Annotated in this window: 16 protein-coding genes and 1 pseudogene; 8 read left to right on the top strand and 9 right to left on the bottom strand. The window is 56.8% G+C overall.

From position 1 onward, the window contains the following. Positions 1-8: 8 nt before the first annotated feature. Together narH and ACAty_RS08680 are read right to left on the bottom strand one after the other, a co-directional pair. Complete coding sequence (gene narH, locus ACAty_RS08685; protein ID WP_004872778.1) at positions 9-1,562, bottom strand: nitrate reductase subunit beta; 1,554 nt, start codon at positions 1,560-1,562, stop codon at positions 9-11. Further along, positions 1,559-5,341, bottom strand: coding sequence for a nitrate reductase subunit alpha (locus tag ACAty_RS08680; RefSeq protein ID WP_004872776.1), 3,783 nt, complete (start codon positions 5,339-5,341; stop codon positions 1,559-1,561). Before ACAty_RS08680 ends, narH begins: the two co-directional genes overlap by 4 nt. 326 nt (positions 5,342-5,667) lie before the next feature. Here ACAty_RS08680 and ACAty_RS08675 point away from each other — a divergent pair, with 326 nt between their 5' ends. Genes ACAty_RS08675 through ACAty_RS08660 form a run of 4 tightly spaced genes read left to right on the top strand, consistent with a single transcriptional unit; the run spans position 5,668 to position 8,016 of the window. Continuing rightward, positions 5,668-6,198, top strand: a complete 531-nt coding sequence (locus tag ACAty_RS08675; protein ID WP_004872774.1) for a hemerythrin domain-containing protein — start codon at positions 5,668-5,670, stop codon at positions 6,196-6,198. Next, a complete protein-coding gene (locus ACAty_RS08670) occupies positions 6,195-6,710 on the top strand; it encodes a hypothetical protein (RefSeq protein ID WP_038472009.1) in 516 nt (171 codons plus the stop codon). Before ACAty_RS08675 ends, ACAty_RS08670 begins: the two co-directional genes overlap by 4 nt. Continuing rightward, entirely contained in the window at positions 6,707-7,327 is a 621-nt protein-coding gene (gene fdxA, locus ACAty_RS16845) for a ferredoxin FdxA (RefSeq protein WP_004872772.1), read from the top strand. Before ACAty_RS08670 ends, fdxA begins: the two co-directional genes overlap by 4 nt. A gap of 38 nt (positions 7,328-7,365) precedes the next feature. Further along, complete coding sequence (locus ACAty_RS08660) at positions 7,366-8,016, top strand: glutathione S-transferase family protein (RefSeq protein ID WP_004872770.1); 651 nt, start codon at positions 7,366-7,368, stop codon at positions 8,014-8,016. A 94-nt stretch (positions 8,017-8,110) separates the two neighbouring features. On the opposite strand, the gene ACAty_RS08655 is transcribed toward ACAty_RS08660, so the two are convergent. The 5 genes from ACAty_RS08655 to ACAty_RS08640 form a co-directional block, all read right to left on the bottom strand. Further along, positions 8,111-9,172 carry a tellurite resistance/C4-dicarboxylate transporter family protein gene (locus ACAty_RS08655; RefSeq protein WP_014003116.1) on the bottom strand — a complete coding sequence of 354 codons (1,062 nt, stop codon included), beginning with the start codon at positions 9,170-9,172 and terminating at the stop codon, positions 8,111-8,113. Beyond that, complete coding sequence (locus ACAty_RS15405) at positions 9,157-9,360, bottom strand: hypervirulence associated TUDOR domain-containing protein (protein ID WP_226047789.1); 204 nt, start codon at positions 9,358-9,360, stop codon at positions 9,157-9,159. Before ACAty_RS15405 ends, ACAty_RS08655 begins: the two co-directional genes overlap by 16 nt. 135 nt (positions 9,361-9,495) lie before the next feature. Continuing rightward, the gene (locus ACAty_RS08650) at positions 9,496-10,437 is read right to left on the bottom strand and encodes a DNA-3-methyladenine glycosylase family protein (RefSeq protein ID WP_153801821.1); all 942 of its coding nucleotides are present in this window, start codon (positions 10,435-10,437) and stop codon (positions 9,496-9,498) included. Then, entirely contained in the window at positions 10,416-10,862 is a 447-nt protein-coding gene (locus tag ACAty_RS08645) for a glycine cleavage system protein H (protein ID WP_004872024.1), read from the bottom strand. The genes ACAty_RS08650 and ACAty_RS08645 overlap by 22 nt, the downstream gene beginning before the upstream one ends. Beyond that, positions 10,859-11,317, bottom strand: coding sequence for a hemerythrin domain-containing protein (locus ACAty_RS08640; RefSeq protein ID WP_004872023.1), 459 nt, complete (start codon positions 11,315-11,317; stop codon positions 10,859-10,861). The genes ACAty_RS08645 and ACAty_RS08640 overlap by 4 nt, the downstream gene beginning before the upstream one ends. Before the next feature lie 92 nt (positions 11,318-11,409). Here ACAty_RS08640 and ACAty_RS08635 point away from each other — a divergent pair, with 92 nt between their 5' ends. Further along, positions 11,410-11,652 (top strand): thioredoxin family protein, encoded by a 243-nt coding sequence (locus tag ACAty_RS08635; RefSeq protein WP_004872022.1) that lies wholly within the window; start codon positions 11,410-11,412, stop codon positions 11,650-11,652. A 27-nt stretch (positions 11,653-11,679) separates the two neighbouring features. On the opposite strand, the gene ACAty_RS08630 is transcribed toward ACAty_RS08635, so the two are convergent. Then, on the bottom strand, positions 11,680-12,666 hold the full coding sequence (locus tag ACAty_RS08630; RefSeq protein WP_004872765.1) for a 2Fe-2S iron-sulfur cluster-binding protein: 987 nt from the start codon (positions 12,664-12,666) through the stop codon (positions 11,680-11,682). Positions 12,667-12,735: 69 nt separating this feature from the next. Next, positions 12,736-13,200, bottom strand: coding sequence for a globin domain-containing protein (locus ACAty_RS08625; RefSeq protein WP_004872763.1), 465 nt, complete (start codon positions 13,198-13,200; stop codon positions 12,736-12,738). A gap of 156 nt (positions 13,201-13,356) precedes the next feature. Here ACAty_RS08625 and ACAty_RS08620 point away from each other — a divergent pair, with 156 nt between their 5' ends. The 3 genes and pseudogenes from ACAty_RS08620 to ACAty_RS15400 all read left to right on the top strand — a co-directional run bounded on the left by ACAty_RS08620 (position 13,357) and on the right by ACAty_RS15400 (position 16,863). Further along, on the top strand, positions 13,357-14,040 hold the full coding sequence (locus ACAty_RS08620; protein ID WP_004872762.1) for a Crp/Fnr family transcriptional regulator: 684 nt from the start codon (positions 13,357-13,359) through the stop codon (positions 14,038-14,040). 184 nt (positions 14,041-14,224) lie between these two features. Then, the gene (locus ACAty_RS08615) at positions 14,225-15,241 is read left to right on the top strand and encodes an IS110 family RNA-guided transposase (protein ID WP_038472005.1); all 1,017 of its coding nucleotides are present in this window, start codon (positions 14,225-14,227) and stop codon (positions 15,239-15,241) included. Between the two features lie 359 nt (positions 15,242-15,600). Further along, positions 15,601-16,863: pseudogene (locus ACAty_RS15400) on the top strand (IS256 family transposase). Positions 16,864-16,882 lie beyond the last annotated feature (19 nt).

Below are 16,882 nucleotides of genomic sequence, written 5' to 3'. Positions count from 1 at the left end.
ATTGGTTTCTATCGATGGGGACGGAAGTGTAAGGGTTGCACGTTTGCGCCGGGGCTCTCCTTGCGGCGCTTGGGGAAAATCTCAGCCCCGCTGATACCGGTGCTGCTATCGTTACCGAAGACAAAACCATTCTGCCCCTGGAAATCGTACGGATCGTCCATCATGGTTTCCTGGTGGCTTGTGGGGATGACAAAACGATCTTGGTAATGGGCAAGGGCAAGGTAGCGATACATCTCGTGCGCCGTAGCAGCATCGAGATCCGCGCCCGCCAAAACCTCTAAATTAGCGCGCTTGTCTACATGCAGGCTGCGTTGATAGGCACGCATCGCGATCAGTTTGGTCAACGCCGCGATTACTGGTTCATGCTTGCCTGCGGTGAAGAGGCTAGCCAGATAGTCGATGGGAATCCGTAACGATTCCAATCGAGGAAGCACCTCCTCTGCGCTTTGCGGTATGCGCTTGGGATGAATCTCACGGCCCATGGGCGACAGTGGCGGAACGTACCAAACCATGGGCAAGGTGCGAAATTCTGGGTGCAGGGGAAGTGCTATTTTCCAGTCGACGGCCATTTTATAAATTGGCGATCGTTGAGCTGCGTCGATCCATGAATCGGGAATGCCATCCAAGCGAGCCTGGGCTATAACTTCGGGATCGTGTGGATCCAGGAAGATCTTGAGCTGTGCTTCATAAAGGTCTTCGAGGTTTTCGGTGTTGGCGTACTCGGCAATACGGTCCGCGTCGTACAGCATGATGCCGTTATAGCGGATACGGCCGACGCACGTGTCGGAACAGATAGTCGGTAGACCGGACTCTACTCGAGGATAACACGCAATACACTTTTCCGACTTCCCAGATTCCCAATTAAAATATACTTTCTTGTAGGGGCAGGCGGAAATGCACATACGCCATCCCCGACAACGATCCTGATCAATAAGCACAATGCCGTCTTCTCCTCGCTTATAGATCGCGCCCGACGGGCATGCGGCTACGCAAGCCGGATTAAGGCAATGGTTGCACATGCGCGGTAGATAGAAAAAAAAGGTTTTTTCGAATTCGCCAAGCAGTTCGCTATCGGGCACATCCCGCAGGTTGTAATCTACTGAGCGGGTTTTATACGTTCCGCCCAGTTGGTCTTCCCAGTTGGCGCTCCATTCGATCTTGTCTAGTGTGCGTCCACTCACCAGGGATACGGGTCGAGCCACAGGTGCCGTTTCCACAAGTGCGCTATCGACTAGATGGCTATAATTGAAAGAAAACGGCTCATAGTAGTCGAGAATTTCTGGAAGGTGTGGGTTGGCAAATATTGTCATCAACTCCCAAAAGCGTCCGCCTTGCTTCAACTGCAACCTGCCGTTCTTACGCACCCAGCCGCCGCGCCAGTGATCCTGATGTTCCCAGTTTTTGGGGTAGCCTATGCCGGGTTTGGTTTCGACATTATTGAACCAGATGTATTCAGTGCCGCGACGGTTGGTCCAGGTATTCTTGCAGGTTACGGAACAGGTATGACAGCCGATACACTTGTCGAGATTAAAAACCAGAGCAAATTGCGCGCGAACTTTCACTGAGAATCCTCCACGGCCTGTCTAAGATTGGCCTCGTCCCGTGCCGATAAGGGCGCTTCCAGCCAGTGAATTTGTGCGTCACTCACCTTGCGGATGAGAATTTCTGAATCGCGCTGACTACCTACGGGGCCGTAATAGTTCAATGTCCAGGCCAGCTGGGCATAGCCCCCAACCATATGGGTAGGTTTGACGATGACGCGAGTGGCGCTGTTGTTGATACCACCACGTTTGCCCGTGCTCGGAGAGCCCGGGACGTTGATGGTGTTTTCCTGCTGGTGGTACATGATGGCCACGCCTTCGGGAATCCTTTGGCTGACCACCGCGCGGGCCATCAATGCACCATTTTCGTTGATCCCTTCGAGCCAGTCGTTATCGGCAATCCCCAGGCTTTCCGCGTCTCTTTCGCTGATCCAGATATGTGGGCCGCCTCGAGAGAGGTGAAGCATACGTAGATCATCGTGATAGGTACTGTGAATGCCCCATTTGTCGTGAGGGGTGAGGAACCGCAACACAAGGCCATTCGTGGTATCGAAGCGTTCAGGTAAGCCGTGAACCGCTAGAGTGGGTAGCGGTGGGCGGTAAGTACACAGTCCCTCACCAAAATCCAGAAACCATTCATGGTCCAGGTAAAATTGGCCTCGCCCTGTCAACGTTCGGTAGGGAACGGCATTATGCACGTTGATGTGTCCTGCATTGTAACTCACTTCCTCAGACATCAGCCCGCTCCACGTGGGCGAGGAAATGACTTTCCGAGGCTGTACCTGAAGATCGTGAAAATGGAATTTCTCATCGCGTCGGTTCGCCGCGAGTTGAGTCAGTTCCAGACCCGTTTTCTTCTCCAGGGAACGCCAGGCCTTGTATGCCACCTCACCGTTGGTTTCCGGAGAGAGGTGTAGGACCATGTCGCAGGCGTGTATATCTGCGCTGAGGGATGGACGCGGTGGCTCGGCCTTGCCGTGATCTGGGAATGCACCGTTAATATGCAGCAATTCCTCTATTTCCTGTCCGGCTTCCCAATGCTCCCCTTTCGCACCGTTGCCCGAGTCTTTCAGTCGTGGCCCGATACTGCAGTATTGATGGTAAACTTGGGTATAGTCTCGCGTCACGATCTCTAAACGAGGGCAATTCCGCCCCGGTACTGGACGTGTGCCCTTCTTTTTCCAGTCGTCGATGCCTATGGCCTGACCTAGTTCATCGGGGCTATCGTGCAGTAGAGCTAGCGCCAAAAGATCTTTTCGGGTACCCAGGTGCTTTTGGGCAAGTTGGGAGAACTGCTGCGCAATATGCCGAAAAATCTGCCAATCGCTGCGACTTTCCCATCCCGGGTCGACCGCTGCCCCCAAAGGGTGGACGAAGGGATGCATATCGGTCGTGTTGAGATCGTTTTTTTCATACCAGGTAGCGGTTGGCAAGATGATATCGGAGTAGGCACCGGTACTATTTAGGCGAAAGTTGATGTCGACCATGAGATCCAGCTTGCCTATGGGCGCGCGCTCACGCCATCGTATCTCTTGACTGGCAGAGCCTGCATCGTCCTGTCCCAACACGGCATTCTCCGCACCTAGCAAGTGTTTGAGGAAATACTCGTGTCCCTTGGCATTGGTGCCAATCAGGTTGTTGCGCCACACGAAAAGATTGCGTGGCCAATTATTGGGGTGGTCGATATCCTCACTCGCGAATCGTAGCTCACCGCTTTGCAAGGCCGTGACAACGGCCTCGGTGGCTTCCGCATTCGTAGAATGTCCCTCCCGTTCCAGGTCCGCCATAATCTCCAGGGGATTACGATCAAAGTGCGGCGCTGCGGGCAACCAACCCATTCGCTCGGCGACGACATTATAGTCCGCGAGCGTGTGGCCTCGATAGCTGGCCTTGGCAGCCGGTTGCAGGAGCTGTTCTGGATGCACACGTTCGTATCGCCATTGATCCGTGTGAAGATACCAATAGCTCGTTCCGGCGGCCTGGCGTGCATGGGGATACCAGTCGCCGGCAAAGGCCAAGGGAAGCCATCCTGCCTGGGGGCGAAGCGCCTCTTGTCCGACATAATGCGCCCAGCCACCGCCACTTTGCCCGACACAACCGCAAAGGTGTACCAGGTTAATGATCGCACGATAGTTCATGTCGTTGTGGTACCAATGATTGGTACCCGCGCCCACTATGACCATGGAACGACCTTGCGTTGCCGCAGCATTTTGCGCGAACTCTCGAGCAATACGCACGCACACGTCCTGGGATATACCGGTGATGGACTCTTGCCAACCCGGCGTAAAGCAATGGTCAGGATCCCTGTAGTCCGCAACCCGTTCATCCTCCTCCATTACTTCCACACCAGGTCGGAGCACACCATACTGAGCCAGTAACAAATCAAAAACCGAACAGACGAGGGATTCTCCCCCTTTTGTCTGCAGGCGCCGGACGCAAACTGTGCGTTCCATCAAGGTAGGTGTGTCCTCGCCGCGTTTGCCGTAGTGCGGAAAAACCACAGTTACGAGTTCGATATTTGGCTTTCCCAGCGCCGAGAGTTCGGCAACAATGGATGTATGACTGCTGGCGTCCTCTTGCAGCAGGTTCCAGTTGCCTTCAGCTTCATCCCACCGGAATCCTATCGATCCTTTTGGACAACGGTAAGTATGGCTTAGCTCGTCGAAAATAACGGTTTTCCAGTCTGGATTGGAGTACTGTCCCAGCTGGTCCGCGAAATCACTCGCACGCAGAAACCGGTCACTTGCATAGCGTCCATCCGGCAGAGCCCGAAGCATTACCTGCATGGGTAGATCCGTGAAACGGCGAGCGTAGTCCATGAAGTAGGGTACTTCTTTTTGGATATAGAACTCCTGCAACACGACATGCCCCATAGCCAAAAAGAATGCCGCATCGGTCCCGGCGCGAACGGGGAGCCATTCATCAGCAAACTTGACGTATTCAGCGTAGTCCGGTGCCATCGCGACCACCTTGGTCCCTTTGTAGCGTACCTCGGAATAAAAGTGGGCGTCCGGTGTTCGAGTTGCGGGGATATTGGTACCCGCGACGATGATATAGCTGGAGTTGAACCAGTCGGCCGATTCTGGCACATCGGTTTGCTCTCCCCAGACCTGGGGGGAAGAAGGCGGGAGGTCACAATACCAGTCGTAAAAGCTCAACGGTACACCACCGATGAGGGAGAGGTAACGGGCGCCTGAAGCATAACTGATCATGGACATGGCCGGGATAACGGAAAATCCGGCAATGCGATCGGGTCCATATTGCAATATGGTATATACATTGGCAGCGGCGATGATCTCATTGACTTCGTCCCAAGAGCTGCGAACGAAGCCACCCAAGCCGCGTACGGCAACGTAGCTGCTCCGCTTGCGAGGATCCTCCTGAATCGCCCGCCAAGCCTCTACCGGATCCTTACCCAGCGCTTTCTCAGCGCGGTAGAGCTCCAGCAATCGTCCGCGCACCATGGGGTATTTGATGCGATGTGGGCTGTAGAGGTACCAGGAGAAGCTGGCACCTCTTTGACACCCGCGAGGCTCGTGATTGGGAAGGTCTGGGCGGGTTTCGGGATAGTCGTGGGCCTGCATCTCAAACACCACGAGGCCATTTTTGACGTGCACGTTCCAGCTGCATCCACCGGTGCAATTGACCCCATGGGTCGTGCGCACGACCTTGTCGTAGCGCCAACGATGACGGTAGGCGTCTTCCCACTGACGGTCGTCGCGCAATTTTACACCGTGGCCATCGGCGAAGGTTTCTTGATCTCGCACCAAAAATTTCAACCGATCCAATAGATGACTCATAGTCCTCCTCCAATTCCACGAGATCAAAAACTCATACTCGCGAGGCTTCACCCACGCGAGGACACCCCCCGACGTCTCGCATCTCCATTGAGTGTAGACTACGATGAGACAGGGGTGGCGATGTTGCTGGCGGGCAACTGCGGTGAGCGATGATTCTTGACCAAAATCAAGGCAAGGATCGAGGTGTTGCCTCATCGTGGCGGGAACGGGGCGACTGATTGCCGGGTTCGGCGGCAGGCCAGGGGGTCGGAGCGTCGCGTTTGCTGAACGCCAACGACAGCGCGCGATGATTAGAGGATCTCGGTGTGCTCGATGGGAGTCATGCTATGGATTTGATGGATACACCCGCACCTTCCTTTGACGATCCGGTAGGGCTCTTGTTGGCCTGCCACCGGCGCATAGAGAAGCACTGCGACATCCTGGAGCGGTTTCCCGAGCATCTGGAACGGTACGGGGTGGACAGTGAACTTCGGACAGCCGCTGCGCGCATCCTGCGCTATTTTGATCTTGCCGGCCCAGCCCACCATGCCGATGAGGAGTTCGGGCTCTTTCCCTGGCTTTTAGCGCAGCCCGACTTCCCAGGGGCCTTGCGCGCCCCCCTACGCAACTTAACGGATCAACACCGCCAGTTGGAAGCGGCCTGGCAGAATCTTGCGGAGGATCTGCGCGACCTTATCTCTGCCGAAAAGCTGCGTACACTGCGACTTGAGCCCTTCATCACGATGAACCGCGCCCACATTGCCCTGGAGGATGGCGAGATTTTCCCCCTCGCCCGGCAACTCCTGAACCCGAAGTCGGCCAAAACCCTGGGTGCAGCCATGACACTAAGGCGGCGTGCCGAGGACAACGGTGCATGAACGGCGGTACGTGGGTTAGTCAACGCCCTCTCTGGGCATGGCTTTTCCTGTTGGGTATGGTCTTGACCGTTACCTTCCAGTTGATCTCCGGGTTTGCTTTTGCGATGGGTGTGACGGCCGCGTTGTCCTGGCACATAGCGGACGGCCTGGCTGCCAGCCTTTTTTTGCTGGGGGAGTGGACATGGCTTTTGGGTACAAAACTCGGGCGGGTACATCTGCGTCGTATTTTCCTGCTCACGGAAGCATATCGTGACAGCTTCCGCCGTCAATTGCAGGGAAGCGATGACGCTCCCCTGCGCGACGGACTCAATGCCGCGCTCGAGGGTTGGTTCCTGGTAGCCGCCACGGTCACGGTCATTTTTGGGATTGCGCTTTGGCGCGGCTGCGGCATATGCCTCATGGCACATCGCATACTGGCCTGGATCTTGGCCTTGCTCTGGCTAGTCCACCTGGCGCTCAGTGTTTGGGACCATTGGCCGAGTCGTTCGAATAAACCCAGGAGGACATCATGACCCATGTCGTTACGGAATCGTGCATCCAGTGCAAATATACGGATTGCGTTACGGTTTGTCCGGTCGATTGTTTTCATGAGGGGCCTAATTTTTTGGTGATCGACCCTTGCGAATGCATCGATTGTACGCTTTGTGTTGCAGAGTGTCCGGTCGATGCTATCTTTCGCGATGTCGATATGCCGGACGGGAGTGAAGGATATCTGGAACTGAATGCGCAATTGGCCCAAATATGGCCGGTGATCATTCAAAAGAAAGCGGCTCTGCCAGAGGCTGAACGCTGGCGACACGTAATGCCAAAAAGGGAGTTTTTGGATATGGGCGCAAACGACGATATGGATCCACTTCTAAAACCCCAGACGCCCATGCACGAACAGGAGCGCACGCCGGAATTCACAGAGGCTACCGCTCCTAAGGGATTGCAACACAACCACCGCGTCAAGGCGGGGGTCTGGGGGAGGCTCACCGTATTGGAGGGGGCGTTGCGTTACTGCCTGGAAGACGGAAGCGGACGCCACTGGGTTCTCCGAGCCGATGATTCGGTCTGGATCCCACCGGATGTGCCCCACCGCGTAGAGTTCATGGGGCCGACGCGCTTCTATCTGAGTTTTTGGCACTAGGATTCGGCATTTCGAAAGCGACATTCTGGAGGCTATCTATGCTGTTATACCATGGCGCACGCCCCAATCCACGCGCAGTACGTATGTTTCTGCTCGAAAAGGGGATAACTATTCCCATGCGTGATCTAGATATCGACAAGGGCGAGAATCGCAAGCCAGAGTTCGTGGCTCGTAATCCTTCTGGCCAGGTTCCGGTGTTGGAACTAGATGACGGCTTCTGGCTCGCAGAAAGCGGTGCCATCTTTCAATACCTGGAGGATATTCATCCGGAACCCGCACTCATTGGCAATACCGCGCAAGAGCGAGCCGAAACACGAATGTGGCAGCGGCGAGTGGAGCGACGTATCACCGAACCCCTCTATGCCGCTTTTCACTATGGAAAAGGCTTGACCATGTATCAAGAACGCATGGTTGTTCTCCCAGAATGTGTGCCTGGCCTCACGACGCTGATGCGCGACGGTATGTACTGGTTGAATTCTCTGTTGTCCGAACGCGCCACCATCGTGCCTCAGCGTTTTACCGTGGCAGATATCGTGCTTTATGCCGCAGTAGATTTCGGTAATGGCGTTGGGCTGGGGATTCCGGAGGATCTCTGTGCGCTTCAGCATTGGTTGGTGGAGGTCTCGCAACGCCCTTCGGCAAACGCGAGCTTGCATCCGCGTTCCAGCGAGACCGGCATACATTACTAGACCCATATGCCACAAGAATGGCTGCCCAGTCGTTCACGCAGGTTTGCGGTACGATTACACGTCAGGTCGCTTACCACTCTGGGGCCTTGGCAATCTACCAGTTTGAGGCAATGGACACGCTATAGCGTCGTAGCATACTGATGACAACAAATATCCAGGCACACCAGGCCAAGATAAAGAAGAAGCTGGAAATCGGCTGCAAGAACGGCAGCGTCATGCTCTTTGCCATGTCATGCGTGGCCAGACTGTACATGCCCAAGGGAAAGACCATGCCCCAATACTGGGGATCGTACCGGAAGGGCAGGCCATGGTGACCGTGACGCCAGACTTCTAGAGCAATCAGCAGCGGTATCCACCAACTGCCTGCAGCCCAATAGAAAACAGTAAATCCTCTGACAAACGGAAGCAAGGAATGGAGGTAAGATGCACTTCCCCCGTGTTCTATGAGCAAGGAGCCAGCCAAGGTAGAAATAGCCATGGCACCCATATTGATCCAGTAGGGTGGAACCAGATCTTCTGCATAAAATCGGAAGAAGTTGTATCTATAAAAAATTAATACCATAATCCAGATATATAGCATGCCTCCCCATAGCCATAAGGATAGCGCAATAAAGTTGTATTCCAGACGATGCAACGCGCTCCACGGGCTATCCAGCTGTAACGCCAGTACGGCCAAGGACTGTACTGCGACCACCGCAAGCAACCAAATCCCACTGATACCGTGTTCTAGTTTGGGCTTGTCCACCCGTATTGTGTAGAGCGTAAAAATTCCGTAATTCAAAAGCAACCACAGCACAACACCAAAAAGCCAGAGTCCCTGGGCGACGCTATGAAATCCATCCAATGAAATAAATTGACTGCCAAGCACGCTGGAGGCGGCCACCATAGAAAAAAATCCAGGGCCGCGTTGATAGTCGAGAACGTCATTCCACAAGCGCTTGGAAAAATACAAGAATCTCCATAAGGTAAGAATCCATAGGATGCTATAGAAGAAGATGTTGAGTATGAAAAGATAGCGGGCAAGAAGATGAAAACCGAAGGTGTTACTGGTCAGAGACAGCACGCCGGTGGCCATGACCAAGGCAAAATAGGCTGGCGCCAAATCCTGTGCAGCCAGATCGAGCCGAAAGGAAAACGCCTTCAGGTAGACGGACATTCGCCGGCTTCCAACCGCTGCAGGGCGCTCCCTTTATGATATGCCACGTGCTCAGTTTTATCGCTACGTATGGCATACTGGGGTGCGTCGGGCGTGGCATGATGGATATATCCATGAACGGGGAAATCGTTTTCGTGAATCGCGATGATTTTTCCGGTCACCCAGCCGGCCTCTGAGTTCCAGATCACACGATCACCAATGTGGAATCGTGGGTTGCTTGCCACCAGGGATCCCTCTGCAGTTCTCTCTGTTCACTACCCGCGCGCTTCGTCGCAAGTTACGCGCCATACGAGCGTGGTATGATCGTAGCATGCTTCTGAGTTTCAAGCGATGTAGCCCGCTTCCTCCAAGCGGCGTAACAGCATGAAAAAATATACCATACCCGCAAAGGGTGCCCAGGCTTTCAGATGGGCCAGGGTGTCTTCGTAGCCGACAGCCCTTGCCTCAGCGCCGAGCCAGCGCAGGAGACCCTTGCGTCCGCCTACATCGTCGCCGGGAAATATATCGAGGCGGCCCAAGGCCCGCAGAAGCACATATTCCGCCGACCAGCGTCCGATTCCGGGGATCTGCGTCAATCGTTCCCGGATCGCTTCTGCGGGCATTCCTTGCCACGCCCTTTCGTCCAAATCGCCAGCGCGGGCGGCCTCCGCCACGGCGCGTAAGCCCCGCACTTTTTGCCGGCTGAAGCCCAGGCTTCGCAATAACTCCGGCTCTTGCTCCAAAAGTTGCTGGGGGGTTGGAAAAAGAAGGGTTTGATTTAGGCCCCCACTATCCCCTTCGCAGACCCGACACAAGCGATTGAGCAAGAGGATGCCTACCTGCAGGCTCACCTGTTGGCAGGCGACGGCATTGATGAGTCCCTCATAGAGGGAGTCAAAGCGCGGCGGGCGAAATCCTCGGTAACGCTCGCGGAGGCTCGCCAGGCGCGGGTCCTCGGCCGCGAAGACATACCAGGGGGTCAGGTCACGATCGAGGCCGAGAATCCACTGCAGGCGTTCGCACACCCAGGCGATGGCACGGTCGTCATCGGGGCCTGCGTAAATTTCTCCCTCGAGCATGGGCTCCTCCACACCTCGGGTTTGCCACAAGCGCAGGGCCAGCCGTGTCTCTCCATAGTTCCAGGTACGTAGGTAGGCGTCCTGCTCCCAGACGTCCATCGCATTGTGGGCCTGACGGCGCAATCCCCAAACCGTGAGGTCCAGGCGGAAGGGTGGGCTGGGATGGAGAGAGAAATAGCCCACGATCAGTCGGAACAGCGCATACACTGAACGTCGTAGCGCTGAATCCAGGCCTTGAGCGCTTCGATGGCCTCGACGCCGGTGTGGAGCGTATCCAGGGCATGCTCCGGGTCGTCGGCACGGACACGCGCGATCCAGGCATCGCCATAGGGGTCGATGTTGATGAGGTGGGGATCGGTGATGAGGGCATCGTTGCGATCGACGACTTCGCCGGCGAAGGGAACAGGAACGCCACCGGCCCACTTGCCGCTCTCCAGGGTCGCGACGTGTCTGCCCGCGTCGATTTTGGTGCCAAGCTTTTTGATGCGCGCCTTTTGCAGGCGTCCGGACATCGTTTGGGCGGGATCGGTCACGCCAAGGGTGAAGATCCCCTCGCCCTCGGGGCGTACCCAGACATAATCCAGATCATAGAACAGTTCCTCCGGCAGCTCGCAGCCACGAAATTCGCTCATGACCCTTGCTCCTGCCCCGCAAGCAACCGTTTTGCCGCCAATTCGCCGCCATCGGCTACCGCCTCAGCCAGATGGGGATAGACCTCGCTCTCCTCCTTGGCATCGTGTTGTTTGAGAATGGTCTGCACGGTGCTCAGCAGATCGCCGAATTCTTCCGCGTCGTGGGCGGTAATGGCGTCGGCCATCTCACTGAAAAACACCTGTAGATCGCGATGCCCTTTGCGCAACAATGCCGTCAGGGCATGATCCTCACCGCCTTCCCAAGCCTCGAAGGCCGGAAACAGCAGACTTTCTTCCACCGCCATGTGTCCCTCGACGATGCCACGGCGGAAGCTTTCCAGCGTTTTTGTCGCCTCTTCCCAGCGCGCGTCTTGCACGGCCTGGGCTGCGTCTTCCAACATGCGATCGAGACGTTCGTGGTCCTGCTGCAGAATGTTGGCGATATCGTGCGCCATGGTGGCTGCTCCTTGCTGCTCAGCGTTGTTGGTAGATGACATCCAAGAAGTCTAGACTAGACGACGGCTCTTGTGTGAACAGGACGAACCCCATGAAAGTACAATTGCTCGTTTCCAAGTGGTGTCCGAGTTGCCCCCAGGCGGAAATCATCTGGAAAGAGGCCGCCGAAAAACGGCCTATGGATCTCGAAATTCTCGATGTCGCCGATAAGGCCGGGCGGGAAGTGGTGAGCCGGCTACGGATCAAAACCGTGCCGGCCGTGGTCATCGACGGCGCCCTGAAAGCCGTGGGCGTGCAGCCGCTCTCCCAGGTCCTGCAGTTGCTGGATACCTGAAGCCGCTGGCACAGATCGCTCGAAACTTCAGCCGGCACTGGGGGCAAAACTGTCAAAATGGATGTGCTCATGGGAAACGCCGTGGGAGAGCAGAAGGTCCACTGCGGCTTCGATCATGCCGGGGCTGCCGCAGAGATAGACCTCGTGTTCGGACCATGGACCACGCTCAGCTACGCTGGGCAAAAGACGCCGGGGTCCGGCGAAACCAGAAAAAGCGGGATCGGAGCAGCAGACCTCCAGATGGAGATCGGGCCAGGAAATGGCCAGCTCCTGAAGATAGTCCAGGTGATAAAGATCTTCCACGCGTCGGGTACCGAAATAGAGGAAGACGGGAGCCGTCCACGACCGTTGCCGTCGTTCCCTGAGGATAGCCTCGATGGGGGCCAGGCCCGTGCCTGCGGCCACCAACAGCAAGGGCCGCTCCGTATCCCTCTGGAGCATGAATTCCCCTTGAGCAGGACCCAGTTGGAGACTATCCCCCACCCGCGCCTGCTCGAAAAGCCATCCGGAGAAAGCCCCATTGGGCACGGCACGGATGTGGAAGACCAATTCGCCTTCGTCGGGGAGGCTGGCCATGGAGTAGGAGCGCCATTGCCCTGCCTGACCAGGGACCGCGATCCGTGCGTATTGGCCGGCGCGAAAGGGATAGGGGCGATCGCAGCGCAAACGTAGTTCCATTACCGTGTTGGCCAGACGCTGGAGGGAAATCACCGTCCCGGTCCACAGCTCGGTAGCACCATCCACCTGTGCTTCGATGCGCATGGCGCTGCGGGGTTGGAGTTTACAAAGGATGGCCTGCTTATGGACGCGCTCTTCCGGCGTGAGCAGAAGCGGCATGAACGGGAGTTGCACACCCTCGCCGCTGAGGATCCGTCCTTTGCAGTCGCCGCAGGAGCCGTTGCCGCAGCCGTGGTGGATGGCCACGCCCTGCTCCAGGGCGGCCTCGACGATGCATTGATCTTCCCGCACCTGCAGACGGTGCCCGGACGGCTCCAGAATGACCTCATGTTCCATGAAAAACTCCTGGGTTTTTAGGGCTGGGCCCGTGGCTGGACCCAGCGCATCCGATTTACGCGGGAGGGCTCACTGCGTGACCGGGGGAACATCGTCCAGGACCAGGGGCACGTAACGCTCCGGGGCCATGGCCTCGGCGGCCGCCTGGATGCAGATGGTCGAGGCAAGGTTATAGGCTTCGATCCAGGATTCCGCCATGGCCGTCGTCCAAGCCGGTCCCAAGAAGTGCTTGAGGGTCAGCAGCAGACTTTTGCCGACGATGGGATAGTGCTCAGGACGGGTATCGTAGCGGATGTGTCCCACCCCCAACTCCTTGAGGTAGGGAACCAGCATATCGGTATTGTCGATGTTGCTGGCGATGAGAATGACGGAATGGAACAAACGAACCCGTTGTTCGCTCATGTCGCCGGGGAACATCTTGCGGACTTCCGGGTAGTGGCTGAACATGGTGTCGTAAAAGTGCTGGGCGACCTGCACCCCCAGATCCTGTACGGCCTTACCGCTGCTTTTGATCAAATCGATGTCGATGGTCATAGTTCGCTCCTGTAATGCTGCCTAGCCTTGCCGCAAACGGCAGGAACGAGTCTGCGCCGCTGGCATGGTGGCGTCCTTGATCTGTGTCAAGTTTTTGGGGCAGCCCTTGCGCGTGTAGAATGCGGCCCGGAATCCAGCAAACCTTCCGGAGCCCGCGTGGAACTTTCCGACTTGGCCGCACGGTTGCGTCAACAGCCGATTTTCAGTGCCTGGCCGCCCGCGTTACTCAATGCGCTTTTGCCATCTACCCACATGGAGAATTGGGAGGATGGAGCGCTGCTTTTTGTGGAGCAGAGCCCTGCGGCGGACTTTTTCTGGCTCGAATCGGGCGTGGTGGAACTCGTCAGCAGCAGTGCCGAGGGCAAGGAAAAAGTCGTCGAAATCATGCAGGCTGGGGATCTCTTTGCCGAAGGGGTGGCCTTCATGGGCGGTCGCTACCCAGTCAGCGCGCGCTGCAGCGGGGCAGTACGGGTATTGCGGATCCCTTTTGCGCCGGTGGTGGCCACCCTGGACGCCAATCCCCAACTCATGCGCCGCATCCTTGCCCAGCTCAGCATGCGTTTACACTTTTTGGTAAAGGAGTTGCGCCAGTTCAGTGTCCAGTCCGCAGACGCCCGGGTGGCCAATTATTTGCTGGAGTTGGGGCAGACTGCGGAGGCCAGACCGGGGTGGGTCACCTTGCCGGCCAAGAAGGCAACCATTGCCGGACGCATCGGGATCACGCCCGAAACCCTGTCCCGGGTACTGCGACGACTACGGGAGGCGGGGATCATTGCCATTGAAGGCCGACACCTACGCATTCTGGATATGGATATTCTGAAACAACGTGCTTGTGGTTGACATGGTCGTATTGGACTCTTCGGGTATGAACAAGTATTGCGCAATATAAATTCAAAGAACGAGGAGGTGTGAACGTCCGCTCCCGCTGGAGCTATGCTCGAATCTAATGGGATGAACGTCTCCTTCCCCCAGCCGTGGTCAGATGCCACGATGGGGGGGCCTATTGAACAAGGAGTTTCATTCCATGAAAGAGATTGCGACCATCGGTATTGATCTAGCAAAGAACGTATTTCAGATCCACGGTGTGGATATGCAGGGCAGGACTGTGCTCAGGAAGACGGTTACCCGGGGAAAACTCTTGGAGACGCTCGTCAATTTGTCACCCTGCCTCGTGGGGATGGAAGCGTGCGGAGGCGCACACCATTGGGCTCGCAAGATTACGGAGATGGGACACATTGTGCGCCTGATCGCCCCCCAATTCGTGGCACCCTACCGCAAGAGCGGAAAAAACGATGCCAATGATGCCGAAGCCATCTGTGAGGCCGTGACTCGCCCCAATATGCGTTTCGTAGCCATCAAAACACCCGAACAACAGGCAGTGCTGACTCTGCACCGAGTGCGGGAGTCCATCAAGGCGGACCGCACTGCGCTGATCAACCGAATTCGAGGTCTCTTACAAGAGTTCGGCATCGTTCTCCCCCAAGGGGCGGCAAGATTCCCGCAAAGATTGCTGGAAGCGATTACTGATGCTGACATGCCTTTGGATGCCATTGGCATCTTCGCCGCCTTGCGTGGGGACTTGATGCGGTTGAACGAGCGACTAGCGGAGTGCGACCAAAGGATCGCGCGCTTGGCTAGAGAAGAGACGGCCCAGCGCCTAGTCACTATTCCTGGGGTAGGACCTGTTACCGCCACCGCGATAGTAGCAACTGTCGGGGATGCCAGGCTCTTTCGCAATGGCCGAGAACTCGCTGCTTGGGTGGGGTTGGTACCCCGACAATCGAGTTCTGGGGGGAAGACCCGGTTGGGAAGGATCACCAAAAATGGAGATAGCTATCTTCGTACCCTGTTTGTACAGGGAGCGATGGCTGTCATCCACCATATGGGTGACAAAGGGGGTCCACGCTTTGAATGGATTCGAGCGTTGGTGGCACGACGCGGCATCCAAAAGGCGGCTGTCGCCCTCGCAGCAAAAACGGTACGCACGGCCTGGGTGCTGATGGCTCGTGGAGAGAGCTATCGAATGGCCGTAGCCGTGTAATAGAGAACAAGTGATTGCAGGAAAGAGGAGGTCAACAGTTTCTCGATTTGCTTGATGACGAATGATGGCGGATAGGTCGGACCGGCACCAACTGAACCTGAATACACCAGAGGCTGTTTGAAGCCGTGAATCTGATGAGGAGTCGGTGCGCGGATAGTCCATCGGGGCCAGGGCGGCACGCCCATAAACAGGCCGAATACATGTTTGCAGTCGATCTCATCCAATATCTACGACATCTTGTAAAGCCGGAGACGTTCATACATGGTGTACGCGAGATCTACAGCTAGCTTGAGGAGGGTGGCGCACTGTTGCTAGAAAAGGGTTTCTGGATCCGATTCGCAACGAATGAGGAGTGCGCCGTGAAAGAGAGTACCGGTTTTGACGAAGGAATGGGAGAGTTGGGCCTGAACATCGAGGGCTTGTTGCGGCGGTCCGCGCGCCAGCTGATCCAACAGGCCATCGAGGGCGAGGTGCGGGCGCTGCTGGAGGAATATGCCGCGGTACGAATGGTCGATGGTCGACGGGCCGTCGTGCGGAATGGATATCTGCCGGAGCGGGAGATCCTGACGGTGGTCGGTCCCGTGCCCGTACCGATCCCCAAGGTGCGCGATCGCTCCGGTTCGGGCGTGGTCTTCCGTTCTTCCCTGGTACCGCCCTACGTGCGCAAGTCGCGGAGCGTGGCCGCAGCGCTATCCTGGCGGTATCTGCATGGGGTATCGTCGGGACGGATGCAAGAGGCGCTGTCCGTCCTCCTGGGCGAGGAGGCCAAGGGGCTTTCTCCGGCCGTTTTAGGGCGTCTGAAGGCTGAATGGGCACAGGAGCATGCCCAGTAGCAGCGCCGGTCTCTGCAGGAGAAACGCTACGCCTATTGGTGCGCCGACGGGGTCTATGCCCAGCTGCGGGCGGAGGACGATCCCCGGATGTGTCTCTTGGTCATTATTGGCGTGACGGCCGAGGGCAAGAAGGAGATCGTGGCGGTCACCGACGGTTTACGGGAGTCCAAAGCCTCCTGGCTAGAGATCCTGCGGGACTTGCGCGACCGCGGGCTGCAGGAGGCGCCACTACTGGCCATAGGAGATGGGGCGATGGGTTTCTGGGCCGCCCTGGACGAGATCTACCCGCAAACCCGCCACCAACGCTGTTGGGTGCATAAGATGGCCAATATCCTCAAAGAGCTACCAAAGCGGCTCCAGGGGAAGGCCAAGGCCGCGTTGCAGGCCATCTGGATGGCCGATACCCGAGAAGCGGCGGAGAAAGCCTGGCAAGCCTTCGTGCGGGACTACCAGGCCAAATATCCCAGAGCGGTCGCAAAGCTTGAGAAGGACCGGGACGTGCTGCTGACCTTCTTCGACTTCCCGGCGGAGCACTGGCGGCATATCCGCAGTAGCAACGCCATCGAATCGACTTTCGCCACCGTGCGGCATCGCAGCAGCCGCACCAAAAACTGTGTCTCTCGAGCCACTTTCCTCGGCCTGAGCTTCAAGCTCATCCAGCAGGCAGAGAGACACTGGCGCGGGATTCGGCATCCGGAAAGACTGCGCGAGCTCTTTGCCGGGGTGATATTTGTCGATGGGATGCCTGCCAACGAAACCCGGCTGGATCCTCAACAGGACGCCGCCTGAATCGTGTTAGCAAATGCTC

Source organism: Acidithiobacillus caldus ATCC 51756 (assembly GCF_000175575.2).
Lineage (GTDB): Bacteria > Pseudomonadota > Gammaproteobacteria > Acidithiobacillales > Acidithiobacillaceae > Acidithiobacillus_A > Acidithiobacillus_A caldus.
This window is presented reverse-complemented; position numbering and strand designations above follow the sequence as displayed.